Origin of the sequence: Aeromonas sp. sif0611 (genome assembly GCF_019218845.1) — a bacterium.
Classification (GTDB): Bacteria; Pseudomonadota; Gammaproteobacteria; order Enterobacterales; family Aeromonadaceae; genus Aeromonas; species Aeromonas media.
This window is the reverse complement of sequence record NZ_JAHUWU010000009.1, coordinates 104,736-130,507: the sequence shown is the minus strand read 5'-3', so window position 1 is coordinate 130,507 and position 25,772 is coordinate 104,736. Positions and strand designations below refer to the sequence as shown.

Below are 25,772 nucleotides of genomic sequence, written 5' to 3'. Positions count from 1 at the left end.
TCGTTGTACTCGCAGGCAAAAGTTAACCCTATGCAAGAAAAACAACTCTCTACCGAGGAACTGATCGCCCAGGATGTGGGCGCTCGGCTACCGCTGGGTCTCATGGGCTGGCTGATCACCGGGCTGGCGCTGGCCTGGTCTCTGTTCCAGCTCTGGATCGCCTCGCCGCTCCCCTTCATTTTCGGGGTCGGCGTACTCAATGACACCGAAACCCGTGCCATTCACCTGACCTTCGCCCTGTTGCTGGCCTATCTGGTGTTTCCGGCCTTCCGGCGTTCCCCCAGAGACAGGGTACCGCTCGGCGACATCGCTTTCGGTCTGATTGCCGCCAGTGCGGCCGCTTATCTGTTCGTCATGTATGAGGCCCTGGCCCAGCGTCCCGGCAACCTCACCACCGCCGATCTGGTCACCGCCTGCATCGGCATCCCGCTGCTGCTGGAGGCGGCTCGCCGCGCCCTGGGCCCGGCCCTGGCGGTGATCGCCCTGGTGTTTCTCGCCTACAGCCTGGCCGGCCCCTGGATGCCGGGGCTGCTGGCTCACCGCGGGGTGAGCTTCACCGCGTTGGCGAACCACCAGTGGATCACCACCGAGGGGGTGTTCGGCATCGCCCTGGGGGTCTCCACCAGTTTCGTGTTCCTGTTCGTGCTGTTCGGCGCCCTGCTGGAGCGGGCCGGTGCCGGGCACTACTTTATCCAGCTGGCCTTCAGCCTGCTCGGTCACCTGCGTGGTGGCCCGGCCAAGGCGGCCGTGGTGGCCTCGGCCCTGACCGGTGTCATCTCCGGCTCCTCCATCGCCAACGTGGTCACCACGGGCACCTTCACCATTCCCATGATGAAGCGGGTCGGTTTCTCCAAGGAGAAGGCGGGGGCGGTCGAGGTGGCCTCTTCGGTCAACGGCCAGATCATGCCCCCCGTGATGGGGGCGGCGGCCTTCCTGATGGTGGAGTACGTGGGCATTCCCTACGTGGAGATCATCAAGCACGCCTTCCTGCCGGCGGCCATCTCCTATATCGCGCTGCTCTACATCGTCCACCTGGAAGCGCTCAAGCTCGGCATGGAGCCCATCGGCGGCCATCAACCCAAGCCCTGGCTGCGTCGCCTGACTGGCTTCGCCTTCGGTGCCACCCTCATCAGCGGCCTGTCGATGGCGGTGTACCATGGCCTGGGCTGGCTCAAGCCGGCGCTGGGAGACTATGCCCTGCCCGGGATCGCCCTGCTGCTGGCGGCCGTCTATCTGGGCCTGCTGAAGATAGCGGCCAGCAATGCACCACTGCCCGCCGAGGATCCGGACCAGCCGCTGACCGAGCTGCCCAATACCCGTGCCGTGCTGCTCTCCGGCCTGCACTTCCTGCTGCCGGTGGTGGTACTGGTATGGTGCCTGATGGTGGAGCGCCTCTCGCCGGGGCTGTCGGCCTTCTGGGGCACCGTCATGCTGGTGATCATCCTGCTGACCCAGCGGCCGCTGCTGAACTGGCTGCGCACCGACGGCAAGCATGACTACGGCTCGACTCGTGATGGTCTGGTGGACTTGAAGGAAGGTCTGGTGGCCGGTGCCCGCAACATGATCGGCATCGGTATCGCCACCGCCACCGCCGGCATCATAGTCGGTGCCGTCTCCCAGACCGGGGTCGGCCTGGTGCTGGCAGATCTGGTAGAGATGCTCTCCATGGGCAACCTGCTGCTGATGCTGCTCCTTACCGCCCTGCTGAGCCTGATCCTCGGCATGGGGCTGCCCACCACCGCCAATTACATCGTGGTGTCCAGCCTGCTGGCCCCCGTGGTGGTGACGCTCGGGCAGCAGAACGGCCTCATCGTGCCGCTCATCGCGGTCCATCTGTTCGTGTTCTATTTCGGCATCATGGCGGATGTGACCCCGCCGGTGGGACTGGCTTCGTTCGCGGCGGCCGCCGTCTCCAAGGGGGATCCCATCAAGACCGGGATCACCGCCTTCTACTACAGCCTGCGCACCGCGGCGCTGCCGTTCCTGTTCATCTTCAACACCGATCTGCTGCTGATCGACGTGGACTTCGCCCACGGCGTGCTGATCTTCGTGGTGGCCACCGTCGCCATGCTGATCTTCGCCGCCGCCACCCAGGGCTGGTTCCTGGTGAAGAGTCGCTGGTACGAAAACGTGCTGCTGCTGCTGGTGGCCTTCACCCTGTTCCGTCCCGGTTTCTGGATGGATATGGTGCACGATCCCTATCGTGAGACGCCGCCGGCCCAACTGGCCCAGACCCTGGGCGAGGTGGAAGCGGAGAGTACGCTGCGACTGCGGATCCAGGGGGAGGATGCGGTGGGCAAGCTGCGTCAGTCCACCGTGCTGCTGGCGGTACCTGCCGGAGCCAATGGGGAAGAGAAATTGGCCAGTCTGGGGCTGACCCTGTACGAGCAGGATGGCAAGACCCTGATCGACAACGTTACCTTCGGCAGTCCGGCGGCGGCGGCCGGCATGGAGTTTGACCAGGAGATCCTTGTCGTCAAGGCCCCAACCGAACGCTGGCACAAGGAGCTGATGTGGTTGCCTGGCTTCCTGCTGTTCGGGGTCGTGGTCTGGCTGCAACGCCGGCGGGCCACTCGCTGATAACTCCTCATCCAATAAAAACGGCGCCTTCGGGCGCCGTTTTCAATACCGTGGGCGTGATGCCAGGAGGGTTAGTGTGACTGGGTCTGTTTCTGCAGCAGGATCAGGCTCTGCTGTTCTTGCTGACTCAGACCAGGCTGCTCACAGGCTTGTTCGAAGCTGACCCCCGGATGGCACATCATGATGTCCATACCGGGCGGATTAGTTTGATTGAGTCTGTTTCTGCAGCAGGATCAGGCTCTGCTGTTCTTGCTGACTCAGACCAAGCTGCTCACAGGCTTGTTCGACGCTGCCCCCCCGGATGGCACATCATGATGTCCATACCGGGCGGATTAGTTTGATTGAGTCTGTTTCTGCAGCAGGATCAGGCTCTGCTGTTCTTGCTGACTCAGACCAAGCTGCTCACAGGCTTGTTCGAAGCTGATCCCCAGATGGCACATCATGATATCGATGGCGGGCAGGTAGTTGGTCATTGCGTCTTCCATGGTGATCCTCCAGAGCTGTCTCTTATGCCCGAGCCGCGAGCAGGGGGCAATTAGACTTTAGGTGTAGGGTGTCATCTGCTTCGCCCCCTGCCACTGGGCGGGGGAATTTGCTACTCTTGCGTGCACTAAAGAGGTTGCCGTGTGAGTGCGAGCAATCGGTGAGGAGCAGGGCATGTTATTGAGTTTCTTGATCATCGCATCTGGCTGGTGGCACATCCGCGCGGCTTATGGCTCAGACTCCCGTCAGTTTTACATCAGCAAGCCGCTGACCATGCTGTTCATCATCGCATTGGCATTCGGTTACCAGAGTGACGATCACAACGGCTCCCATGCCTGGATCCTGCTCGGCCTCTGCCTGTCGCTGGCCGGTGACGTGCTGCTGATGCTGCCAAGGGATCGCTTCATTCAGGGGTTGGCGGCATTTTTTGTCGCCCACCTCTGCTACATCGTCGGCTTTGCCCAGGGCCCTCTGGTGCTGAAGCTGATCGACGGCCTGCTGCTGTTGCTGGTGGCCGGCATGGTGTTCGGCTTGTTGTGGGGCAGGCTCGGCGAGATGAAGATCCCCGTCTTCTGCTACATGCTGGTGATCATCGCCATGGCCTGGGTGGCCGCCGGGGCCTGGCACGCCTCCCTCACCGCGGGCAGTGCCGCCGCCCTGGTGGGGGCACTGATGTTCCTCTTCTCCGACAGCATGCTGGCCCTCGATCGCTTCCGCCGCCCCTTCCCCCATGCCACGGCCTGGATCATGAGCAGCTACTTCGCCGCCCAGTTCCTGATCGCCGCCTCTCTCGCGGGATAAGCAGGCTTCGTCGACCATAAAGAAACGGGCCGCTCGGCCCGTTTCTGGTTTCTGGATTACGCCTCCAGCGGTTCTGCATCCGCCGCCCTGGGGGCCGGTTGCCTGAGCAGCAGCATCAGGGCGCTGGCGATGAGCAGGAAGATGCCCATCACGTAGAACACCTGGTTGTAGGCCATGATGGCGGCCTCCCGGTTGATGGTGTTCGACAGCATGGCCTGGGCCTGCTGCTGCGCCAGCGCCGGATCCGAGCCTTGCGCCATCATGGTCTGGGCCAGCTGCAACAGGTAGCTCTGCCCCTCGATGCTGGTGGCGGCCAGGGTGCTGCCGATCTGACTGGCATGGATGCGGGTGTCGTTGTCGATCAGGGTGGCGATGATGGCGATGCCGAAGGCACCCCCGAGGTTGCGCAGCACGTTGAGCAGGGTGGAGGAGGAGGGGATCTCCTCCGGGGTCAGGCTGGCGGTCGCCACCAGGGAGAGGGGCACCATGATGAAGGGCTGGCCCAAGGCCCGCACGATCAGCGACTGGATCAGCTGGGGACCGGCGTAGTCGGCGCTCATGTTGACATTCATGAAGCAGCTGATGGCAAACACCAGGAAGCCGAAGCTCACCAGGTAGCGTGGATCTATCCGGGTGACCAGCCTGGGCACCAGGGGCAGCACCAGCAACTGGGGCAGGCCCATCCACATCAGCACCTCACCTATCTCAAGGGCGTTGTAGTTGTGGATCTGCGCCATGTAGAGCGGCAGCACATAGATGGACCCCATCAGCGCCATGCCGAGCACCAGGTAGGCGAAGCAGGCCAGGGCGAAGCGCGGGCTGTGCAGCAGCCGCAGATTGACCAGGGGGTGGCGGCGCAGCAACTGGCTGATGACGAAGAACACCAGAGCCACCACAGAGATGACGGTGAGCCGCACTATGAAGCTCGAGCCGAACCAGTCCTCCCGATTGCCCTCCTCCAGCACCACCTCCAGCAGACCCAGCCCCACCGCCATGGTGAGGATGCCGACCAGATCCACCCGTTTTATCACCTCCCAGTCCACCGGCTTCCTGTCCAGACCGTGGGCCAGCATGGCCATCACCAGCAGGCCGGGGGGCACGTTCAGGTAGAAGATATAGTGCCAGGAGAGCTGCTCCGTCAGCCAGCCACCCAGGGTCGGGCCTATGGCGGGGGCGAAGGTGGCGCACAGGCCGAACAGCGCCATGCCGGTGGCCCGCTTGTGCAGTGGCAACAGGCTGACGATGAGGGAGAAGGCCATGGGGATCAGCGCCCCGCCGGTGAAGCCCTGCAGCGCCCGGAAGACGATCATGCTGGTGAGGTTCCAGCTGAACGAGCAGAGCACGGAGGCGACGATGAAGGCCCCCGTGGTCCACAGCAGGTAGCGGCGCACGCTCAGTCCCCGGCTCAGCCAGCCACTGAGGGGGATGGCGATCATCTCCGCCACCAGGTAGGAGGTGGAGATCCAGGAGCTCTCGCTCAGGGTGGCCGAGAGGGCGCCCTGAATGTCCTTCAGGGAGGCGTTGGTGATCTGGATGTCGAGGATGGCCATGAAGGCGCCGATGAGGCCCCCCATGACCGCGATCCAGTTGCGACGTGGAATGGGTTCCATCAGTGGGCGGCGACCACGGGATCAGGGGTGCGGGTGTCGACGATCACCTCGGTGGAGAGACCAGGACGAAGCTTGCCTGCCAGTGCACCCGGCTCGGGGATGCGGATCTTGACCGGCACCCGTTGCACAATCTTGGTGAAGTTGCCGGTGGCATTCTCCGGCGGCAGCAGGGCGAACTTGGCGCCGGTGGCGGGGGCCAGGCTGTCGATGATCCCCTCGACCGGCTGATCCGGATAGGCATCCAGGATCACCTCCACGCGCTGGCCCGGTTGCATGTGCTGCAGCTGGGTCTCCTTGAAATTCGCCTCGACCCACACCTGTTGCAGCGGTACCAGGCTGGCCACCTGCATGCCGGACTGCACATAGAGCCCTTCCCGCAGGCTGCGCTTGCCGATGATGCCGTCCGCCGGGGCCCGCAGCTCTGTGTAGCCGAGTTCCAGTCTGGCCTGTTCGAGCTGGGCTTCACTCAGTGCCAGCCTGGCCTGGTTCTGCTTGGCTTCGGCGTCCAGCACCAGCAGCCGCTCACGAGCGGCCTGCAGGGCGGCTCTGGCCTCCTGCTCCTGGGCCTGAGTGACCTGCAGACCGGCTCGCACCTCGTCCAGGCTGTCCTGGGAGCTGTAGTGGCGCTGATTGAGCTGGCTGACGCGGCGCACCTGCTGCTGGGCCCGCACCTGCTCGGCATTGGCCGAGGCGACCCTTGCTTCCGCCTGACGGATCAGGCTCAGCTGCTGGGTGCGGGTGGCAGTCAGGTTCTCCGCCGTCGCCTGATTGAGGTGCAGGTCGGCCTCGGCCTCGAGCACCCGGGTTCTGTACTCCCGGTCGTCCAGCCTGGCGATGAGCTGGCCGGCCTTGACCTTCTGGTTGTCGGTCACCAGCACCTCGCCGATGTAGCCGGGCAGCTTGGAGCCGATACCGGTCACCTCGCTCTGCAGATAGGCGTTGTCGGTGCTCTCGAAATGGCGGCCGTGCAGATACCAGTAAGCGGCAAACAACATGCCGAGCAGGGCCAGCAGCAGGGCTGCCAGCAGGGGGATCTTCTTGTGTTGACTCATGATATGGGTTTTTCCTGAACTGTGGCGGGCAGGCTAACATCGTGTCACTGTTTCGATTAGTATCCATTCATGAGATATACAGTTTCACTGGTGAGACAATGGACCTGAACGCAGCCTTGATTCTGGTGCGCATCGTCGACAAGGGCTCCTTCACCGCGGCGGCCCAGGAGCTGGGCATGACCAAGGCGACGGTGAGCCGCCGCATCGCCGATCTGGAGCAGCACCTCGGCGTGCGGCTGCTCTATCGCTCCACCCGCCAGCTCACCCTGACCGAAGCGGGGGAGCAGTATTACCTGCGCTGCAGCAAGGCGGTGGAGGAGCTGGCCCAGGCCGAACTGATGCTGAGCGCCAGTCAGCAGGAGGTGACGGGGACGCTCAAGCTGGCGGTCCCCATCGAGACGGGGCAACTGGTGGTTGGCCGGCTGGTGGCCCACTTTCTGCAGGCCTATCCTGGGCTGAGAGTGGATCTGGAGCTGACCAACCGCATCGTGGATCCCATCAGCGAGGGGCTGGATGCCATAGTGCGAATAGGCGACATGAGCGACTCCAGCCTGGCGGCGCGGCGCCTGTGGAGCACGGGACGCCTGCTCTGCGCCAGCCCCGAGTATCTGGCGCGCAGCCCGGCGATCGCCCGGCCCGAGGATCTGGTACGCCATGAGCGGGTCGCGGTGAGCAGCGGTTTTCTCGCCTCACACTGGTGTTTTGAGCGGGATGGCCGGGAAGTGCTGGTGGATCCGCCGTCCCGTTTCCAGGTCAACAACATCACCTGTGCCAGAGAGGCGGCGAAGGCCGGGCTGGGGCTCGCCTCTCTGCCCGCCATGTTGTGCCATGATGAGCTGGCCAACGGCTCCCTGGTGGCCCTGCTGCCGGACTGGCAGCAGCCCAAGGTGCCCATCTATCTGTTGTTTCCCGAGCGGCGGCTGATGCCGCGCAAGTTAAGGGTGTTTATCGATTTTCTGGTGGCCAATGGCCCGGCTTACGGCATCGACAATCTGCTGTGAGCGGCATGGCCGGACATATGAAAATGGCCATTAACCTGAGTGCCGGTGGAGGGTCGCCACGGCGCAGTGGCTTCGAAGCCGGTATCGAGGGGTCCACCCTCTGGGGACGGGTCGATGATCAGGCAGGCTGTTGTGAGGAGAGGATATATGGAGCAGTGGATTAACTTGTATCGGGCCTCTCACTCCCTGGAGGCGTATGCCCTGAAGGGAGCGCTGGAAGTCGAAGGAGTGCGGGTGCGGCTAAGCGGGGAGGGACTCTCGGGGGCGCTGGGGGAGTTGCCCGTGGATCTGCTGCAGGTGACCCTGATGGTGTGCGAGCAGGATCGCCGGCGGGCAGGCCGGATCATCGAGCGCTACCAGCAGCGCCAGGGCAACGGCTGGTTGTGCGGCCAGTGCGGGGAGGAGAACGGCGCCAACTTCGATATCTGCTGGCGCTGCCATCACGATCCCCAGGATCACTGAGATCTCTCCCTTCTTTCGCCCCTCAGCGCAGGGTGAAGTCGATATCCTCCCCCGCGCTGGCATCGTGATAGATCGCCAGATCCAGCTCCTTCTCGCTGCGGGCGATCAGCACTGACACCAGGATGTCGCCGGAGACGTTGACCGTGGTACGGGCCATGTCGAGGATCCTGTCTATTCCGGCGATCAGCGCCACCCCTTCCAGCGGCAATCCCACCGCGGTCAGCGTCAGGGTCAGCAGCATCAGCCCTGTGCCCGGTGTGCCCGCCGTGCCTATGCTGGCCAGGGTGGCGATGCTGATGATGGTCAGGTAGTCCACTACGTGCAGATCCACCCCGAACGCCTGGGCCACGAACAGCGCCGTCACCCCCTGATAGAGCGCGGTGCCATCCATGTTGATGGTGGCGCCGATGGGCAGCACCTTGGCGGTGATGGCGGGGGAGACCCCCAGCCGGCGCTCGGCGCAGGCCAGGCTGATGGGCAGGGTGCTGCTGCTTGAGCTGCTGGTGAAGGCCACCGCCTGGGCGTCGACGATGCTCTTGAAGTAGTGCAGCGGATTGAGGCGGGCCAGCAGGATCAGCAGGCTGCTGTAGACCCCAAGCACATGCAGCAGGCAGCCGAGGTAGACGGCGCCGATCACCTTGAGCAGGGGCAGCAGCAGGCTCACCCCGTATTTGCCCGTCATCCAGGCCATCAGGGCGCAGACGCCATAGGGGGCCAGCGCCATCACCATCTGGGTCAGCTTGAACATCCCCTCCGCCAGGGAGGTGAAAAACAGAATGGCGGGGCGGCCGCGCCGACCGGTGGCATTGAGGGCCAGGGCGAGGGCCACTGCAAACACGATCACCTGCAGGATCTTGCCATCCACCATGGCTTGCACCGGGTTGTGGGGCACCAGATGACTCAGCACGCTGGCCAGGGTCGGTTGCACCATCACGCCGGTCCGCTCGTAGGGTCCCATATTGGCGCCCATGCCGGGTTCCAGCAGCCAGCCCATCACCAGGCCGATGCAGATGGCGACGGCGGTGGAGCAGAGGTAGAGACCTATGGCCTTGCCGGCGATCCTGTCCAGGGTCTTGCCCTTGAGCAGGGCGGTGAGACCGGCGATGACGGAGCAGAAGATGAGGGGCACCATCAGCATCTGTATGGTGTTCACGAACAGGACGCCGATGGGTTTGAGCAGCAGTGCCTGCTCGCTGAAGCCGAGCCCGAGCCCGATCCCGGTCAGCATGCCGAGCAGGGTCTTCAACCAGAGTGGGCGGCGGGTCCAGATCCGCCAGGGCTTGAAGACCAATCCATGGAACAGCATGACGCCAATGTCCTTATTTTCTGTCTGCGATGGCAAAGGGGCGCTAGTGTAGCCATCCCCCGATCAGGTTGCCACATTATCGACAAAGCGATGCTCCCGGCCAGCCCGGGGGCGCTAAAAAAGGCGTTTTGTTGGCTTACATCAAGATCGGGAGACGGGGTTCAGGCTCTAATTAACATCTGACATGATGATTAAAGAGGTTTGAGATGTCCCAGTCGATACACGGTCACGAAGTAATGGAGATGATGCTGGAAGAGGGGGGCCATTTTACCCGGGCCAGCCTCAAGGAGGCGATTGAGGCGCGCTTTGGCGCCGATGCCCGTTTCCATACCTGCAGCGCGAGCGAGATGGATGTGGAGGCGCTGATCGACTTTCTGGCCAAACGCGGCAAGTTCATCGAGTCCGAACAGGGCTTCCAGACCCGGGCCGACAAGATCTGCAACCACGGCTGATCCCGCGGCGAGCGCACCGGGGCGCTCGCCGAATCCCGTCTCCTTTGTTATATTTCGCCCTCTCCCCCTCTGTTAAAGGCTTGGCCTGGGCAACGCCCGGGAACCTGTATGGATACGTTCTCCGCTGCCGTCATGTTGTTTCTGATCATGGATCCGCTGGGCAACCTGCCGGTCTTCCTCTCCATCCTGCGTCATGTCGATCCCAAGCGGCGGCGCAAGGTGATGATCCGCGAGCTGCTGTTCTCTCTGGCCATCATGCTGGGCTTCCTGTTTGCCGGTCAGCAGATCCTGAGCTTCCTGAACCTGCGTCAGGAGGCGGTCAGCATCGCCGGGGGCATCATCTTGTTCCTCATCGCCATCAAGATGATCTTCCCGAGCCCCGGTGGCGTGACCGGGCTGGCGGCGGGGGAGGAGCCCTTCCTGGTGCCCATGGCCATTCCCATGATAGCGGGCCCCTCCATCCTGGCCTCCCTGCTGCTGTTGGCGAACCAGGAGCCGACCCGGATGGCGGACTGGTCCCTGGCCTTGCTGATGGCCTGGGGCGCCAGCGCCGTGATACTGATGTTCTACGAGCTGTTCAACAAGCTGCTGGGTGAGCGAGGACTCACCGCCGTGGAGCGGCTGATGGGTATGCTGCTGGTGATGATCTCGGTGCAGATGCTGCTGGATGGCGTGCACCACTATCTGGCGGTGACGGGCAAGGGGTAAGAAGAAAGGGGCTGCCAGGCAGCCCCTTTCTTCTTGTGCGTCCATGACGGCCAGCGCCTCGTCCGCGCGGGACGGGTCGCCGGGCGGGCTCTCCAGCTTGCCCATGATGAGGGCGAGCAGGGTCTCCCGCAACCAGCGGTGTCCCGGATCCTCCTCGTGGCGCTGATGCCAGATGAGCAGGTGGGAGATGCTGTCGAGGGCGATGGGCAGCGGCAGCGGCACCAGCGGATAGACCTGGGTCGCGTGACGGGCATAGAGCCGGGAGAGGGTCACTATCATGTCCGAGTGCATGCCCATGCGCAGCGCCGCCTCGAAGGAGGGCACGGTCGCCTCGATACGGCGATAGAGATCCTGCTCCGCCAGCTTGTGATCCAGCATCCAGCGGTCGCGCCCCTCGCAATAGGTCTGCACGTGGGGATAGGCCAGGTAGCGGGGGAGATCCCACTCGGGTTCGCGCAGCGCCGGATGATCCCGCTGTACCAGACAGGTGAGATCATCGATGGCGAGCAGTCGCTGGCAGATGGCATTGGGGAGGGTATCCAGCCTGAAATCCGAATTGATGCAGTTCTCACGCACCGTGAAGGCGATGTCCACCTGACCCTGGCTCATCTCGGTCAGGCTGTGCTCTGTCCACTCCTCGTAACGCAGCCGGATCCCCGGTGCCTGACGCTTGAGCTCGCTGAGGTAGAGCGGCGCGAACAGGGTGAAGGCGCTGTCCATGCTGGCGATGACGAACTCCCGCTCGGTGCTGACGGGATCGAAGGCGGGGGGCTGGATCAGGTTGTCCAGCGACAGCAGTATGGGTTGCAACTGCTGCTGCAGATCGAGGGCGCGCGGGGTGGGGTCCAGCCCGTAGGCTGAACGGACGAACAGGGGGTCGTCGAAGGTTTCCCGCAGGCGGCCCAGCGCCTTGCTGACGGCCGACTGACTCAGATGCAGGCGACGGGCAGCCCGGCTGCCATTGCGCTCCTCCAGCAAGACTTGCAGGATAATCAATAGATTAAGGTCTATGCGCCCGAGCTGTTCCAGCAACATGATATGAATCCTCTTCAATTCTTAGATGAATTTATACCATTTGTTTTCATATCTTGGCGACCCTATGCTCGAACTGTCTCTCGCCTTCATGGCGGCTGGTACAGGATGTAGCGGTTGAGGGGACAAGTAGCACCGACTCATACGGCGGCCAAAGGCCGCCGTATCTTTTTATGTCTTTTGACGATTTTCCTGCCAACTTGCGCCTGCCTTGATTTTGCCCAACAATCGTTGCGCCTTCTTTTGATACAAACAACGGGTATCTATCTGTCAGGAGTCGCCCTATGGGACTTGGTGGAATTCATATCTGGCATCTGTTGATCCTGCTGGTGGTCGTCGTCGTGGTGTTTGGCAGCAAACGCCTGGCCGGCGCCGGTGAGGATCTGGGCACCGCCATCAGGGATTTTCGTAAAGCCTTGCGTGACGATGAAGTACATCCGAAATGAGTAGGAGTGGAAGTATGTCTGTAGACGAAAAAGTGGAATTGAATGAAACCTGCGACAGCTGCGGCTGTTTCGCCGAGATCGGCACCATCATAGGTGAAGGCGACGATGTGATGGAGCTGGTGATCGAGGCTGCGGCAGAAGCCGACGCCCGTGCCAAGCTGGCAGCCTATGAGGCGCTGGCCAAGCAGGTGACCGCCGAAGCCGTGATCGACAGCGAACTGACCCAGGGCGCAGACGGCGTGATCCTGAAGGCCCGCCTGCAATTCACCTGCACCGCCGAGAAGCTGATTTTCGAGATGCGTGCCCGCTCTATCTGAGCCCCTGATGAGACGGCAGGCTTGCCTGCCGTATTGCGTTGCCCCTCGCCTTTTCCCTCTCTTTGCGTTGTATAGTGAGTTATCCCACGGACGTTCCGGTTCCAGTCCGGCACGCGTCGCTCTGGTGCAGAGGGGTGACCTGATACCCTGATGGCACTCTGTCATCTGTTCCAGGCCTTGTCTTGGCGGGGAATCATCCGGCTCGAGTCGACCCACAGAAGGTGACTACATCATGATGCGATGGCTTTGGGCCCTGTTGGTCTTCTGTTCTCTCCCTCTGCTGGCGGCGGATCTCGGTTCCCAGCCTGGTGATGCCCCTTCGCGCGCTGCGGACGTCAAACCCAAACTCCTGCCCCAACCCGGGGATCTCGAACACATACTGCAAAAGAAGGAACTCAGGGCCCTGGTGGTCTATGAACGGGGCTTCTTCTTCTTCGACAAGGGTGCCCAGTACGGCATCCTGGTCAATCAACTGCAAGGCTTCGAGCGCTGGTTGAACCAGACCTATCTCGCCAGGGAGAAGCTCAAGCTCAAGATCATCTACATCCCGGTGCGTCAGGACAAGTTGCTGGACTATCTCACCGAGGGGCGGGGGGATCTGGTGGCGGCCAACCTGACGGTGACGCCGACCCGGCGCGAGCAGGTCACCTTCTCCCAGCCGCTCATCTCGCCTATCGAGGAGTGGGTGGTGAGCCAGCGGGAGCTGACGGGCTTCAACCGCATCACCCAGCTCTCCGGTCGGCGGATCTGGGTACGGGCCAGCTCCAGCTATTACGAGAGCCTGCATCAGCTAAACTGGCTGTTCCGCGAGCTGGGGCTGCCCCCCGTCTACATAGAGACGGTGCCCGAGTACCTGCAGGACGGGGATCTGCTGGAGATGGTGGCGGCCGGCATCATACCGCTGACCGTCACCGACAGCTTCAAGGGGCGGATCTGGCTCGACATGATAGGGGGCCTCAAGGCCCACAAGCTGATCCCGCTGCGGGACAAGGGACGCAGTGCCTGGGCGCTGCGCAACAACAGCCCCGAACTGCTCAAGGCGGTGAACGCCTATATCTCGGAGTCGAGCAAACGCACCCTCTACAGCGACATGACCCTGCGCCGCCTGATGGCCCAGAGTGACCAGATGAGCAACATACTGGCACCGGATCCCCTGGGGCGGCTGTCGACCATCCGCAAGGTGCTGGAAGCCCAGGCCGACAAATATCAGCTCGACTGGCTGATGCTGGCGGCGCTGGCCTACAAGGAGTCGGGGCTCAACCCCAATGTCCGCTCCCACCGCGGGGCGGTCGGCATCATGCAACTGCTGCCGAGCACAGGGGGCGAGGTGGGGATCCGCGGTGCCAGGCTCACCAGCCTGGAAGGCAATGTGGAGGCGGCCTGCCGTTACATGCGGCTCATTCTCGATACCTACTTCAACGATCCCGGGATGGACAGGCTCAACCGCCACCTGTTCGCCCTGGCAGCCTACAATGCGGGCCCGAACCGGGTGCAGGCGCTGCAGGCCAGGGCGAGGGAGAGGGGGCTGGACCCGAACGTCTGGTTTGGCAACGTGGAGCAGCTGGTGGCCAACGAGGTCGGCCAGGGGCCCATCAACTACGTCGGCACCATCTACAAGTATTACGTGGCTTACCGCTTCAGCCTGCCCCAGTTGGAGGGCAAGTCCGAGGCCATAGAGGCGGCGCAGCCCTGAGCGTCAGTGCCGGTCGGAAAGGCCATCCTCACGCGCAAGGGGGAGGGTCTCCCAGCCCTGATCCCGGTGCTGCTGGTACCAGGGGGTCAGCAGCCTGGCGGGAGTGGGATCCGGCTGGCTGGCCTGTGGTCGCTGGCTGAGGGAGGGGTGGTCGCGCAGTTCCATCATCGACTCCTTGACATGCTGCAATCGGGGCGGTTGTCTGGGTTATGCCACTGCCTCATGACAAGGAGATGACCCTTGCTCACCGCCGACTTTGCTTTGCTCGACGATCCCGGCACCGCCCTCAAGGCCCGCTGCCAGCTGATCCGTGGCGCCCGCAGCCGGATCCAGGCCCAGTATTACAGCTGGGAGGAGGACAGCAGCGGCAAGCTGCTGCTGTCGGAGTTGCTCCATGCGGCGCGGCGAGGGGTCCGGGTTCAGCTGCTCATCGACGACCTCTATGCCGGCGACAATCGTTTCCTGGAGGTGGTGGCGGCAGAGCCCGGCATCGAGGTTCGCCTGTTCAATCCGTTCTGGCTGAGGGGCTGGCGCCCCCTGACCCTGCTGCTGGAAGGCCTGCTCAGCTTCCGTCGCATCAACCACCGCATGCACAACAAGCTGCTGCTGGTGGATGGCCGCGAGGCGGTGATCGGGGGTCGCAACATCGGCGATCGTTACTTTGGGCTGGGGGCGTCCCCTCACTTCGTCGATCTGGATCTGGTCTGCCGTGGCCCCCTCTGCCGCCAGGTCGAGCAGGGCTTCGAGTTGTTCTGGCGCAGCCGCTGGAGCCACCCCATCCGGCACCTGTTGCGGCGCCCCCTGCTGCCTGCCGAGATCCACGTAGTGAACGATTTTCTGCTCACCCTGACCGACCCTGTGGTGGCCATGGTCTACGATCTGCCCGCCAGCCTGTTCGATGGGGTGCCGGTTCCCCTTGGCTGGCATCCGGGGTTCGGAGAGTGCTGGTTTGACCGGCCCGGCAAGGGATTGATCTCCCGGCCGACCACGGCGCCCCGCTTGGGACGCAAGCTGGCGGGCAATCGGGAGACGCTGCGGTTGGTAAGCCCCTACCTGATCCTGACCCGGAGCCTGCGCCGCCATCTCAAACGACAACGCCAGGTGGGGGTTGGCATCGAGATCCTGACCAACTCCCTGGCCAGCACAGACGTGCCTCTGGTGTATGGCGCCTATCGGCGCCACCGCCCCTGGCTCGAGCGGCAGGGCATAGTGCTGGCCGAGCTGGCGGGTGAGGCCCACAGTCTGCATGCCAAGCTGATCCTGATGGGGGAGGAGGAGGCCCTGCTCGGCAGCTTCAATCTGGATCCCCGCTCCCTGATGCTCAACACCGAGCTGATGTTGCATCTGCGATGCACGGCGCTCTGTGCCGAGCTGAGGCACTGGCTTTGCGGGTGGCAACAGGCAGCGGCGCATCCTGTGGTGGCGCCCCCCTCGACGCTGCGGCGTCTGCTGGCGCGACTGAGCGACTGGTTGCCGTTGCACCCCTGGCTGTGAGAGGGGCCTGGCTTGTGCGAGATCTCGCAAAGCCTTGTGCGCCTTCGAGGATAACGTTTGCCATCCAAAACCGGATTGAGATTTTATCGTATTGTTTTTAATCACTTTATATCTGGTGGTGAACCCTGATGCCGCTACCCGGTCTGCATAGAGGTCCGTATAAAACGGTTTTTTATTTTAATTAACTGCGTAGTATTTCGGTTGCAAGGACAAACACGGCGGCTCGCCTGCCGTGTGGGTGAAGGGGGTAAGGGAATGGGTCGGCCGGAGTGTTCTGGCAGATACTGCGGATCGGGAGCGGAAACCCGTGATGCAGAAAAGATCCCCGTTATTGCCGGATCCCAATACGGAACATGCTATTTGCGAGGGGGTGACATGCGAGTGTCGCCCCATTTTTTTGTTTCTCGCCTTTGGGGCGCATACAAGAAGACCGCCAGCTGGCGGTCTTCTTGATCCGGGCTCCTGAGCGTCTCAGGCGATGCCGGCCAGCAGGCGACTCCAGTTGCGTTTGGCAACGAGGAAGCCATCCCGAAGGTTGCGATATTCCAGCTGCAGCTTGAGCCTGTCGTAGCGCGCCAGCGCCTTGCGCTTGCGCTGCTCCAGCAACTGCTTGCGGTTGGCGTAGTAGTGCTGGATCTGCAGGCTCAGCTTGTCGTACTCCTCCTGCAGCAGCGCCTGCCACAGCTCCCTGTCATCCTGTTTGTGCAGTCTGGCCTGGGCGCGTTTGAGCTGCATCTCCAGCCTGGCCTGCTCGATTCGCTCCTCAGGGCAGGATCTGAGATCCCTAGCCAGCCCGCACCAGGCGGCGATGCGGATCAACCACTTGGTGGGGTCGAACTGCCACCAGCGGATGCCGTTGCGGTAGTCGTTCTCGAACAGGTGATGGAAGTTGTGATACCCCTCGCCAAAGGTGAAGAAGGCCAGGATGCCGTTGTCCCGGGCGCTGTTGCGATCGGTGAAGGGCTGGCTGCCCCAGATGTGGGCCAGGGAGTTGATGAAGAAGGTGGTGTGATGGGTCATCACCATGCGCAGCACCCCGGCGAGCAGCAGCATGCCAAGCAGATCGCCGTGGATCAGGCCGAGCAGCAGCGGGATGCCGATGTTGGTGGCCAGGGTCAGCGCCAGATAGTGCCTGTGCTGGAAGGCGACCACGGGATTGTTCTGCAGATCCCGCACATTGCTGTAGTCGTGGTAGATCTCGCGCTGGTATTCCCGCAGCATCCAGCCGATGTGGGAGTACCAGAAGCCGCGGCCCGCACTGTAGGGATCCTTCTGGTTGTCATCCACGTGGCGATGGTGGCGGCGGTGATCGGACGACCAGTGCAGTGCCGAGTTTTGCAGGGCGAGGGCACCACCGATGGCGAAGAACCATTGCAGGGCAGGGTGGGCCTTGTAGGCCTTGTGTGACCAGAGTCTGTGGTAGCCGGCGGTGATGGAGATGCCGCAATAGCAGAACAGCAGCAGGAAACTGCTCCACTGCCAGAGGTCATAGCCATGGGTCAGGCCGTACCAGGGTACCGCAATCAGTGCCGTCAGCCCGGAGAGGGCAAACAGCAGGGTGTTGGTCATGATGATCGGGGGGCGGTCCATTTCACTCGGCTCCATTCAGCGAACAGCTGTCCACTATTCTCCATTGAGCCGGAATGCGGGTCAATGGTAAAAAAGTCGGAGACAAACCTGATCCAGGCCCCGCCTTCGGGTTATCATCTGGCCTCGCTAATCGCAAGGTGACTGTTTTCGTGGGTATTCGCGCGCAACAAAAAGAAAAGACCCGGCGTACGCTGATCGACGCGGCGTTCAGTCAACTCTGTGCCAACCGCAGCTTCTCCAACCTCAGCCTGCGGGAAGTGGCCAGGGAGGCGGGCATTGCGCCGACCTCCTTCTATCGTCATTTTCGCGACATGGAAGAGCTGGGGCTGACCCTGGTGGACGAGGGCGGCCTGACCCTGCGCCAGCTGATGCGCCAGGCGCGCCAGCGCATCGCCGGTGGTGGCAGCGTCATCAGCACCTCGGTGCAAACCTTCATGGAATTCGTCGAAAACAACCCGAACATCTTCCGGCTGCTGCTGCGTGAGCGTTCCGGTACCTCTGCGGCGTTTCGCCAGGCGGTGGCCCGCGAGATCCAGCACTTCATCGCCGAGCTGACCGATTATCTGGAGGCGACCACACAGGCACCACGGGAAGAGGCCTACATCCAGGCCGAAGCCATGGTCACCATCGTCTTCAGCGCCGGTGCCGACGCCCTCGACATGACACCCGAAGAGTGCCGGGCCCTGTCAGAACGCACCATCAGCCAGTTGCGAATGATCGCCATGGGCGCCGAGGTTCTGAACCGCAAGCGCCGCGAATCTCTCTCATAAGTCAAGGATGGACAGTCCCATGCATGAATCGAACGCGATCCCGAAGAAACCCCTGCTGCTGGCCCTGCTCATCGGCATCTGCGGTGATGCCTTCCTGTCGGTGCTGACCGAGTCGGTTGTGCCCTTCTCCTTCTTCCCCCTGATCGCCCTGTTGTTGGCGGCCTACCAGCTCTATCAGCACTATCGCCACGAGCCCATGGTCGGCAATACCCCCAGTTGCATCCTGATCTGCTTCTTTATCGGGGTGTTCGGCCATTCGGCGCTGCTCAAGGTGCAGTACCCGGAGCTTGGTAGCAACTTCTTCTCCCTCATCGCCATGCTGCTGCTGCTCGCGGTGCTCTCCATCAAGCTCGGGATCAGCCTGGGGAAAAAAGCGAAGGAGTGACGCATCACTCCTTCTGGTTCGATTTGCCGGTGGTTAGTCGACCCTGGGCGGCGTTTCGCCTCTCTGTCTGGCATCTATGATGGCTTGCAGCTTGGCCCGTATCTCCATCATGCCGAACACGCCGAAGATCAGCACCTGAGTGAATTCGAGGCGAGTGACCGCGAAGTAGGGCTTGCAGGCGGCCTTGATCATGCTCGCCTGTACCCAGTGCATCAGTATCACGATGACGCCGCAAACCGGCAGAAAGCCGTTCAGTTTGCCCGGCAGGGTGCCCAGCAGGGCGAGCATCACGCCGAACCAGAAGAACAGCAACACACCCATCGCCAATAGATTAAACACCCGCTTCATCGCCTACCTCCCGTACATAGAGTTGATAACAGACCTACCGGCCTGCTTGTCCTTGAGTCGTTGCCCAGATTGACGAGGAGGGGCATAGCGCCCACCTCCCGTACCTACCCGGCATTTAAACCGCAGCGTCATCCTGGATGTCCCGCAGATAGAGCTGATAGCAGACCTGACCCGCTTGTTTGTCCTTGAGTTGTTTCCAGCTGGCAGGAAGGGGCAGATCGCTCATCTCTTTTTCCCGTTCAAGATAGATGAGGGCATTCGGCGCCAGCCAGCCGCGCTGCTCCAGCAGATCGCACACCTGGGGCAGCAGTTCACGGCGAAACGGCGGATCCAAGAACACCAGATCGAAGGGGGTGGCGGGGCCTTGTAGCCAGCTCACCGCATCGGCCTGGATCACCTGTCCCTGGCTTGAACCCAGAGTGAGCAGGTTTTTCTTGAGCTGATCGGCGGCCCCCTTGTCCATTTCGACCAGGGTGACCTGCTCGGCGTAGCGCGACAATGCCTCCAGCCCCAGGCCGCCGCTGCCGGCAAACAGGTCGAGACAGCGGGTGCCACGGACATGAGGGGCCAGCCAGTTGAAGATGGTCTCCTTGACGCGATCCGTGGTGGGTCTGAGTCCGTCCACATCCCTGACCGGCAGTTTACGGCCCTTCCACTGGCCGCTAATGATTCTTACCACGCCCGCTCGCCCCTGGGGGGCTGGGCTCTTGCTCGGGCTGTTACGGCTGGATTTCACTCTGGGCATCGCGTTTCGTCGTCAGAAAATAAAGTGGTAGTATAAGGCGGTTCATTTTTATGCCGACCCGCCAAGGGACGGCTATCTTAGCAGTCAGCCAACGAAGTGAGTATTTTTTAGATGGCAAAAGGTTTGTTTTCCTGGCTGGGTTTCGGCCGCAAGAAAGAAGAGGCTGAGGCCGTCCAATCACAGGCCCCTGACGCCACCCCGGCTGTCGCCGAGTCCGAGGCCCCCGTTGCCCCCGCTCCCGTCGCTGATGTTTCCCTGACCGAGGCCCCTGCTGTATTGCACGAGGCACCCCTGGCGACCCCTGATGAAGGTCCCCTGGTGGTGGAGGAACCTGCCTCCGAACTCGAGCCCGTCATCGTCAATGAGGCGCTGATCGCCGCCGAAGCAGAGGCCGCCAACGCTGCACGCGTTGCCGCTGAGGCCCAGGCTGCGGAAACCGCCCGTGTTACCGCCGAAGCTCAGGCTGCGGAAGTCGCTCGTGTTGCCGCCGAGGCACAAGCTGTGGAAGCTGCTCGCGTTGCTGCTGAGGTCCAGGCTGCGGAGGCAGCCCGTGTTGCCGCTGAGGCCCAGGCTGCGGAAGCCGCCCGTGTTGCCGCTGAAGCTCAGGCTGCGGAAGCCGCTCGCGTTGCCGCTGAGTCCCAAGCTGCGGAAGCTGCTCGCGTTGCCGCCGAGGCACAGGCTGCCGAAGCTGCTCGTATTGCCGCCGAGGCACAGGCTGCGGAAGCCGCTCGCGCTGCCGCCGAGGCACAGGCTGCGGAAGCTGCTCGCGTTGCCGCTGAAGCTCAGGCTGTCGAAGCTGCTCGTGTTGCCGCCGAGGCACAGGCTGCGGAAGAAGCCCGTATCGCCAAAGAGGCCCAGAGAGCGGAAGATTTGCGCCTGGTGGCCGAGATGGAGGCGGATGCCGCCGCGCTGGCAGCCCTGCCGCTGGCCGCTGCCGTGGATGACGACACTCAGGACAAGCCGCAGCGGGAGGGCTTCTTTGCCCGCCTCAAGCGCAGCCTGGTGCGCACCAGAGAAAATATCGGCTCCGGCTTCTTCGGCCTGTTCCGTGGCAAGAAGATCGATGACGAGTTGTTCGAGGAGCTGGAGACCCAGCTGCTGACCGCCGATCTCGGCGTGGATACCACCAGCCGCATCATTGAAAGCCTGGTGCAGCACGCGGACCGCAAGCAGCTCAAGGATGCCGAGGCGCTCTATGGCCTGCTCAAGCAGGACATGGGCGAGATGCTGGCGAAAGTCGAGCAGCCGCTGGTGATCGACACCAGCAAGAAACCCTATGTGATCCTGATGGTCGGCGTGAACGGTGTCGGCAAGACCACCACCATCGGCAAGCTGGCCAAGCAGTTCCAGGCCGAAGGCAAGAGCGTGATGCTGGCGGCGGGTGATACCTTCCGTGCCGCTGCGGTCGAGCAGTTGCAGGTGTGGGGTCAGCGCAACAACATTCCGGTGATCGCCCAGCACACTGGTGCCGACTCCGCCTCCGTCATCTATGACGCCATCGAGGCTGCCCGCTCCCGCGGCGCCGACGTGCTGATCGCCGATACCGCTGGCCGCCTGCAGAACAAGAGCAACCTGATGGAAGAGCTCAAGAAAGTGGTGCGGGTGATGAAGAAGCTGGATGAGGAAGCGCCTCACGAGATCATGCTGACCCTGGATGCGGGCACCGGCCAGAATGCCCTGAGCCAGGCCAAGCTGTTCAGCGAGGCGGTGGGCTTGAACGGCATCACCCTCACCAAACTGGACGGGACCGCCAAGGGCGGCGTCATCTTCGCGGTGGCCGACAAGTTCCAGATCCCGATCCGCTACATCGGGGTGGGCGAGGGGATCGACGATCTGCGTCCCTTCGTTGCCAACGACTTTATCGAGGCACTCTTCAGCCGCGATGAATGAGTCCGGCCGCGATGAGTAAGTGTTCCATACCCCGACCCAGGTCGGGGTTTGTCAATATCAGGAAACCGTTATGATCCGTTTTGACAAGGTCAGCAAGGTATACAGCGGTGGCCATCAGGCGCTGCAGAAAGTCAGCTTCCACCTGCGCAAGGGGGAAATGGCCTTCCTGACCGGCCACTCGGGGGCGGGCAAGAGTACCCTCCTCAAGCTCATCAGCGTGATGGAGCGGCCGACCGACGGTCGCGTCTTCTTCCATGGCGATGACGTCAGTCATATCCAGCGCAGCCAGATCCCCTATGTGCGCCGCCAGATCGGGATGATCTTTCAGGATCACCGGCTGCTGATGGACAGAACCGTGTTCGACAACGTGGCCCTGCCCTTGGTGATCGATGGCTACAGCCATGCGGACATCAACAAGCGAGTGGCAGCGGCGCTGGACAAGGTCGGCCTGCTCGGCAAGGAGCGCTACCAGCCACGCATGCTCTCCGGTGGTGAGCAGCAGCGGGTCGGCATCGCCCGCGCCATCGTCAACAAGCCGCCCCTGCTGCTGGCGGATGAACCGACCGGCAACCTGGATCCTCAGCTCTCCATGGACATCATGCGGCTGTTCGAGGAGTTCAACCGCTTCGGGGTCTCGGTGCTGATTGCCACCCACGATCTGGGGCTGATCGCCCGCATGCGCTATCGCACCCTGACCCTGAAGGCAGGGCGCATGTATTCCCAAGAGCAGGAGGAGAGCTGATGGCTATCGTTCGTCATAAACAGCCGCCGCTGCGCCGTCTGATGATGTACGGTGTGGACCACGTGCGTCAGGCCTTTGCCAGCTTGGGAGAGCTGTGGCGCAATCCGCTTGCTTCCCTGATGACGCTGGCGGTGCTTGGTGTCAGTCTGGCGCTGCCCTCCTGCTTTCACGTGCTGCTGAAGAACGCCGAAGTGGTGGAAGGGAGCTGGCAGACCAGCTCCCAGATCTCCCTCTATCTGCGCAAGGATCTGCCGGAGCAGAGCATCCTCGACATGAAGCAGCGGATCCTGCTCTATCCCGAGGTGGAATCCGTCACTTATATGAACCGGGACGAGGCGCTCAAGGAGTTCCGCGAGATCTCCGGTTTCGGCGATGCCCTCGATTACCTCGACAGCAACCCGCTGCCGCCGGTGCTGAGCGTCATCCCGGATCCGCGCTGGCAGAATCCGGAAGGGGCCGCCGAGCTGCTCGCCAAGCTGGAGAACGAACCCGGCATCGAGCAGGGCAAGCTGGATCTGCAGTGGCTGACCCGGCTGCAGGGGATCATGAACCTGTTGCGCCACACCATCACCGGCATAGCGGTGCTGCTGCTTTCTGCCGTGCTGCTGATCGTCGGCAACACCCTCAGGCTCAATATTCTCAACCAGCGTTCCGAGATCGAAGTGCTCAAGCTGGTGGGGGCGACCGACGCCTTCATTCACCGTCCCTTCCTCTACACCGGCATCTGGTTCGGGGTCATCGGCGGCATGCTGGCCTGGTGGCTGACCGAGGTGATGGTGATCTGGAGCGAGGGGGTGGTGAAGGAGCTGGCGGGGCTTTACAACAGCAACTTCCGGTTGGTGGGGATGGGGGCGTTCGACGGCTTCAACCTCATACTGTTGGGGGCCTTGCTGGGGTTGATCGCGTCCTGGTTCTCGGTGCACAGACACATTCGTGACATAGAACCGTCCTGATTAATTTATCAGCATTTTAAAGCGCTGGATTTTGCGAACTGGATCAAGTAAAAGAGTGGCCCGTTTCTGGCACGGGCCACTTTCTCAGAGTAATCTGAATGATGCCTGCGCCAAGGATCATATTTGGATCCTGTGAACCTTTTGATTTATAAACAGTCTATCTAGTGCAACAGAATGTATACGGGTGTGGCCCCTCTGCCTTGCTCGTCTGACTTGGCAAGCATGTGAAGGTTGCGAGCTCCGCAACAATGGACTTAGCATGCTACTTTTCAGGGGTCCTTCATTGTGACCCCTTTTTTTTGACCGTTCATTTATGATTCATCCCGTCGGCCTAAGATAGGCCGGGCTCACGCTGAGGCCGATGTTTGACTTGTGTTTGATGTGGGCCGCAGAATGACTCCCGGTCAGTAGACAGACCCTCTCAGGGTGTTAGACTGATTCGATTGAAAAGTAAGAGGTAGAACATGGGAACTTCATTGCAACGCACTATGGCTATGATTCCGCAAGGTAGTCTGGAAGGCTATATCCAGGCCGTCAACTCGATCCCCGTGCTGAGCGCGGAGGAAGAGCGTGAACTGGCGATGCGTTTGCAGCAGGGTGGCGACCTCGAGGCTGCCCGTCAGCTGGTCATGTCGCATCTGCGTTTTGTCGTTCACGTGGCCAAGAGCTACTCCGGCTATGGCCTGCCTCAGGCCGATCTGGTGCAGGAAGGCAACATCGGCCTGATGAAGGCCGTCAAGCGCTTCGACCCCAGTGTCGGGGTGCGCCTGGTTTCCTTCGCCGTGCACTGGATCAAGGCCGAGATCCACGAATATGTGCTGCGCAACTGGCGCATGGTCAAGGTGGCCACCACCAAGGCCCAGCGCAAGCTGTTCTTCAACCTGCGCAAGTCCAAGAAGCGTCTGGGCTGGCTGAACCACGAAGAGGTTCAGGCCGTTGCCGCGGATCTCGGGGTCTCTGCTGCCGACGTCACCGAGATGGAAGCGCGCATGAGCAACTACGATCAGGCCTTCGACCTGGTCGGTGACGATGAGGATGAAGGTGGCTTCGCTCCCGTCCATTATCTGGAAGACAAGTCTTCCGATCTGGCCGCCACCATCGAGAACGACAACTGGGACAGCCATGCCACCCGTCGCCTGAGCGCGGCCATGGCCACCCTGGACGAGCGCAGCCAGCACATCATCCGTGCCCGCTGGCTTGATGACGAGAGCAAGACCACCCTGCAGGAGCTGGCCGACAACTACGGTGTGTCTGCAGAGCGTGTGCGTCAGCTTGAGAAGAACGCTCTCAAGAAGCTGAAGGATGCGATGGTCGCCTGAGGGCATTCGCCGAGCGTGTGCGCCAGCTTGAGAAGAACGCACTCAAGAAGCTGAAAGACGCCATGGATGCCTGAGGGCATTCTCTTGTAGAAAACAGGGCCTGATGGCCCTGTTTTTGTTTCGCGGGGATCTGGTCGGCCTTGCCTTGGTTACCCTTGTGTATGGTATGTTGCCGCCACTGCCACAGTTAGGGAGAGCAGAAGTGAAACTGTTGAACGACCTGTTTACCAACAACCGCGAGTGGGCGGAACGGATCAAGGCCGAAGATCCCGAGTTCTTCGCTACCCTATCCGCCCAGCAGGCGCCCGAGTACCTCTGGATCGGCTGTTCCGACAGCCGGGTTCCCGCCAACCAGCTGATGGGGCTGCTGCCGGGGGATGTCTTCGTCCACCGCAACGTCGCCAATCTGGTGGTGCACACCGATTTCAACTGCCTCTCCGTGCTGCAATACGCGGTGGAGGTGCTCAAGGTGAAACACATCATCGTCTGCGGCCACTACGGTTGCGGCGGCGTCAAGGCGGCGATGCAGAACCAGGAGCTGGGCCTCATCGACAACTGGCTGCGCAACATCAAGGATGTCTATTTCAAGTACGGCGAAGAGCTCGAAGCCATCGAGGATGAGCACGAGCGCTTCGACTACCTGTGCGAGCTGAACGTGGCCGAGCAGGTCGCCAATGTCTGCCACACCACCATCATCCAGAATGCCTGGCGCAAGGGGCAGGAGCTGGCGGTGCACGGCTGGATCTACGGCATCAAGGACGGTCTGCTGCACGATCTCGATCTCTGCATCAGCGGCCCTGATCAGATCCCGGACGTCTACCGCGCCTGGCCGGACATGCGTCCGCCTCACCGTCGTCGCTGAGGAATCCATTGGTGGCACCCGCCCTTTATCTGCAGATCAAACAGCACATCCTGGACGGGATCCGCGAACGCCACTATCAGGCGGGCGACAGGATCCCGACCGAGGCCGCCCTGTGCGAGCAGTTTGCCGTGAGCCGGATGACGGTCAACAAGGCGCTGCGTGAACTGGTGGCCGAGGGCTGGCTCAATCGCACCGCCGGATCCGGCAGCTTCGTGGCGGACAGGCGTGCCGAGTCGCCGCTGCTGGCCATTCGCAACATCGCCGACGAGATCGCCGAGCGGGGCAGCCAGTACAGTGCCCGGGTGATCCGCCTGCAGCGTCAGGCTGCCGACGAGAAGGTGGCGGTGCGACTGGGTTTGCGGGTCGGGGCGCCCACCTTTCACAGCCTTATCGTCCATCAGGCCGATGGGGAGCCGCTGCAACTGGAGGAGCGTTTCGTAGATGCCGAGCGTCTGCCCGGCTATGGCGAGCAGGACTTCACGAGGCAGACGCCGAACAGCTATCTGATGGAAATCTGCCCCCTCTCCGAGATGGAGCACGTGGTGGAGGCGGTGCTGCCGAGCGCCGGCGAGGCGGGCTTGCTGCAGGTGAGGGTCGATACCCCCTGCCTGCTGCTGCATCGCCGCACCTGGTCGGATGGCTTTCTGGTCTCTTATGCCCGCCTGCTCTCGCCAGGCTCCCGCTACAAGTTGAGCTCCAAGACCCGACTGGCTTAATTGTATATACATATC

Annotated in this window: 26 protein-coding genes and 1 pseudogene; 18 read left to right on the top strand and 9 right to left on the bottom strand. The window is 62.2% G+C overall.

Annotated features, from left to right (window positions below):
• Positions 1–30: 30 nt before the first annotated feature.
• Positions 31–2,580: a TRAP transporter permease gene (locus KW824_RS18120; protein WP_218410615.1), complete on the top strand. Its 2,550-nt coding sequence runs from the start codon at positions 31–33 to the stop codon at positions 2,578–2,580.
• Between the two features lie 332 nt (positions 2,581–2,912).
• Here the strand turns inward: KW824_RS18120 and KW824_RS18115 are convergent, their stop codons facing one another.
• Positions 2,913–3,065 carry a hypothetical protein gene (locus KW824_RS18115; RefSeq protein ID WP_081934535.1) on the bottom strand — a complete coding sequence of 51 codons (153 nt, stop codon included), beginning with the start codon at positions 3,063–3,065 and terminating at the stop codon, positions 2,913–2,915.
• A 172-nt stretch (positions 3,066–3,237) separates the two neighbouring features.
• On the opposite strand from KW824_RS18115, the gene KW824_RS18110 reads away from it, so the two are divergent.
• The gene (locus KW824_RS18110; protein WP_042650024.1) at positions 3,238–3,864 is read left to right on the top strand and encodes a lysoplasmalogenase; all 627 of its coding nucleotides are present in this window, start codon (positions 3,238–3,240) and stop codon (positions 3,862–3,864) included.
• A 56-nt stretch (positions 3,865–3,920) separates the two neighbouring features.
• Here the strand turns inward: KW824_RS18110 and KW824_RS18105 are convergent, their stop codons facing one another.
• Complete coding sequence (locus KW824_RS18105; RefSeq protein ID WP_043131284.1) at positions 3,921–5,474, bottom strand: DHA2 family efflux MFS transporter permease subunit; 1,554 nt, start codon at positions 5,472–5,474, stop codon at positions 3,921–3,923.
• Positions 5,474–6,526: an HlyD family secretion protein gene (locus tag KW824_RS18100; protein ID WP_218410613.1), complete on the bottom strand. Its 1,053-nt coding sequence runs from the start codon at positions 6,524–6,526 to the stop codon at positions 5,474–5,476. The genes KW824_RS18105 and KW824_RS18100 overlap by 1 nt, the downstream gene beginning before the upstream one ends.
• A gap of 98 nt (positions 6,527–6,624) precedes the next feature.
• On the opposite strand from KW824_RS18100, the gene KW824_RS18095 reads away from it, so the two are divergent.
• A complete protein-coding gene (locus tag KW824_RS18095) occupies positions 6,625–7,527 on the top strand; it encodes a LysR family transcriptional regulator (protein ID WP_005332192.1) in 903 nt (300 codons plus the stop codon).
• Between the two features lie 147 nt (positions 7,528–7,674).
• Positions 7,675–7,989 carry a DUF2007 domain-containing protein gene (locus KW824_RS18090; RefSeq protein WP_218410611.1) on the top strand — a complete coding sequence of 105 codons (315 nt, stop codon included), beginning with the start codon at positions 7,675–7,677 and terminating at the stop codon, positions 7,987–7,989.
• A gap of 22 nt (positions 7,990–8,011) precedes the next feature.
• Here KW824_RS18090 and KW824_RS18085 read toward each other — a convergent pair whose 3' ends face one another.
• Positions 8,012–9,295, bottom strand: coding sequence for a dicarboxylate/amino acid:cation symporter (locus KW824_RS18085; RefSeq protein WP_043131292.1), 1,284 nt, complete (start codon positions 9,293–9,295; stop codon positions 8,012–8,014).
• Between the two features lie 206 nt (positions 9,296–9,501).
• On the opposite strand from KW824_RS18085, the gene KW824_RS18080 reads away from it, so the two are divergent.
• A complete protein-coding gene (locus KW824_RS18080) occupies positions 9,502–9,747 on the top strand; it encodes a YecH family metal-binding protein (RefSeq protein WP_043131294.1) in 246 nt (81 codons plus the stop codon).
• Between the two features lie 108 nt (positions 9,748–9,855).
• Positions 9,856–10,455: a YhgN family NAAT transporter gene (locus tag KW824_RS18075; RefSeq protein ID WP_025325409.1), complete on the top strand. Its 600-nt coding sequence runs from the start codon at positions 9,856–9,858 to the stop codon at positions 10,453–10,455.
• A gap of 69 nt (positions 10,456–10,524) precedes the next feature.
• Here KW824_RS18075 and KW824_RS18070 read toward each other — a convergent pair.
• Positions 10,525–11,490 (bottom strand): annotated as a pseudogene (locus KW824_RS18070) (LysR substrate-binding domain-containing protein); the annotation flags it as partial.
• A 281-nt stretch (positions 11,491–11,771) separates the two neighbouring features.
• On the opposite strand from KW824_RS18070, the gene tatA reads away from it, so the two are divergent.
• The 3 genes from tatA (at position 11,772) to KW824_RS18055 (ending at position 13,943) form a co-directional block, all read left to right on the top strand.
• On the top strand, positions 11,772–11,933 hold the full coding sequence (gene tatA / locus KW824_RS18065) for a twin-arginine translocase TatA/TatE family subunit (RefSeq protein WP_005323446.1): 162 nt from the start codon (positions 11,772–11,774) through the stop codon (positions 11,931–11,933).
• Between the two features lie 14 nt (positions 11,934–11,947).
• On the top strand, positions 11,948–12,250 hold the full coding sequence (locus tag KW824_RS18060) for a YfcZ/YiiS family protein (RefSeq protein ID WP_042650556.1): 303 nt from the start codon (positions 11,948–11,950) through the stop codon (positions 12,248–12,250).
• Between the two features lie 232 nt (positions 12,251–12,482).
• Positions 12,483–13,943 (top strand): lytic transglycosylase F, encoded by a 1,461-nt coding sequence (locus KW824_RS18055; protein WP_042650557.1) that lies wholly within the window; start codon positions 12,483–12,485, stop codon positions 13,941–13,943.
• A 3-nt stretch (positions 13,944–13,946) separates the two neighbouring features.
• Here the strand turns inward: KW824_RS18055 and KW824_RS18050 are convergent, their stop codons facing one another.
• Entirely contained in the window at positions 13,947–14,108 is a 162-nt protein-coding gene (locus KW824_RS18050; RefSeq protein ID WP_171268562.1) for a hypothetical protein, read from the bottom strand.
• 75 nt (positions 14,109–14,183) lie between these two features.
• Here KW824_RS18050 and KW824_RS18045 point away from each other — a divergent pair, with 75 nt between their 5' ends.
• Entirely contained in the window at positions 14,184–15,437 is a 1,254-nt protein-coding gene (locus KW824_RS18045; RefSeq protein ID WP_182787312.1) for a phospholipase D family protein, read from the top strand.
• A 471-nt stretch (positions 15,438–15,908) separates the two neighbouring features.
• Here the strand turns inward: KW824_RS18045 and KW824_RS18040 are convergent, their stop codons facing one another.
• Positions 15,909–17,027 carry a fatty acid desaturase gene (locus KW824_RS18040; protein ID WP_182787314.1) on the bottom strand — a complete coding sequence of 373 codons (1,119 nt, stop codon included), beginning with the start codon at positions 17,025–17,027 and terminating at the stop codon, positions 15,909–15,911.
• A gap of 149 nt (positions 17,028–17,176) precedes the next feature.
• Here KW824_RS18040 and fabR point away from each other — a divergent pair, with 149 nt between their 5' ends.
• A complete protein-coding gene (gene fabR / locus KW824_RS18035; protein ID WP_005323438.1) occupies positions 17,177–17,797 on the top strand; it encodes an HTH-type transcriptional repressor FabR in 621 nt (206 codons plus the stop codon).
• 19 nt (positions 17,798–17,816) lie between these two features.
• On the top strand, positions 17,817–18,182 hold the full coding sequence (locus KW824_RS18030; RefSeq protein WP_182787316.1) for a YijD family membrane protein: 366 nt from the start codon (positions 17,817–17,819) through the stop codon (positions 18,180–18,182).
• Between the two features lie 33 nt (positions 18,183–18,215).
• On the opposite strand, the gene KW824_RS18025 is transcribed toward KW824_RS18030, so the two are convergent.
• Positions 18,216–18,530, bottom strand: a complete 315-nt coding sequence (locus KW824_RS18025; protein ID WP_182787318.1) for a DUF1145 domain-containing protein — start codon at positions 18,528–18,530, stop codon at positions 18,216–18,218.
• A gap of 115 nt (positions 18,531–18,645) precedes the next feature.
• Positions 18,646–19,275 carry a 16S rRNA (guanine(966)-N(2))-methyltransferase RsmD gene (gene rsmD, locus KW824_RS18020; RefSeq protein ID WP_182787320.1) on the bottom strand — a complete coding sequence of 210 codons (630 nt, stop codon included), beginning with the start codon at positions 19,273–19,275 and terminating at the stop codon, positions 18,646–18,648.
• Positions 19,276–19,386: 111 nt separating this feature from the next.
• On the opposite strand from rsmD, the gene ftsY reads away from it, so the two are divergent.
• From ftsY to hutC, 6 genes are all read left to right on the top strand, one after another.
• Complete coding sequence (ftsY, locus tag KW824_RS18015; protein ID WP_218410609.1) at positions 19,387–21,165, top strand: signal recognition particle-docking protein FtsY; 1,779 nt, start codon at positions 19,387–19,389, stop codon at positions 21,163–21,165.
• 70 nt (positions 21,166–21,235) lie between these two features.
• Positions 21,236–21,907, top strand: coding sequence for a cell division ATP-binding protein FtsE (ftsE, locus tag KW824_RS18010; RefSeq protein ID WP_005323433.1), 672 nt, complete (start codon positions 21,236–21,238; stop codon positions 21,905–21,907).
• Complete coding sequence (gene ftsX, locus KW824_RS18005) at positions 21,907–22,860, top strand: permease-like cell division protein FtsX (protein ID WP_005323432.1); 954 nt, start codon at positions 21,907–21,909, stop codon at positions 22,858–22,860. The genes ftsE and ftsX overlap by 1 nt, the downstream gene beginning before the upstream one ends.
• A 464-nt stretch (positions 22,861–23,324) precedes the next feature.
• Positions 23,325–24,179 (top strand): RNA polymerase sigma factor RpoH, encoded by an 855-nt coding sequence (gene rpoH / locus KW824_RS18000; RefSeq protein WP_218410607.1) that lies wholly within the window; start codon positions 23,325–23,327, stop codon positions 24,177–24,179.
• 202 nt (positions 24,180–24,381) lie between these two features.
• Positions 24,382–25,041, top strand: a complete 660-nt coding sequence (gene can, locus KW824_RS17995) for a carbonate dehydratase (protein WP_041206790.1) — start codon at positions 24,382–24,384, stop codon at positions 25,039–25,041.
• Between the two features lie 11 nt (positions 25,042–25,052).
• On the top strand, positions 25,053–25,757 hold the full coding sequence (gene hutC / locus KW824_RS17990) for a histidine utilization repressor (protein ID WP_043131324.1): 705 nt from the start codon (positions 25,053–25,055) through the stop codon (positions 25,755–25,757).
• The last annotated feature ends 15 nt before the right edge of the window (positions 25,758–25,772 follow it).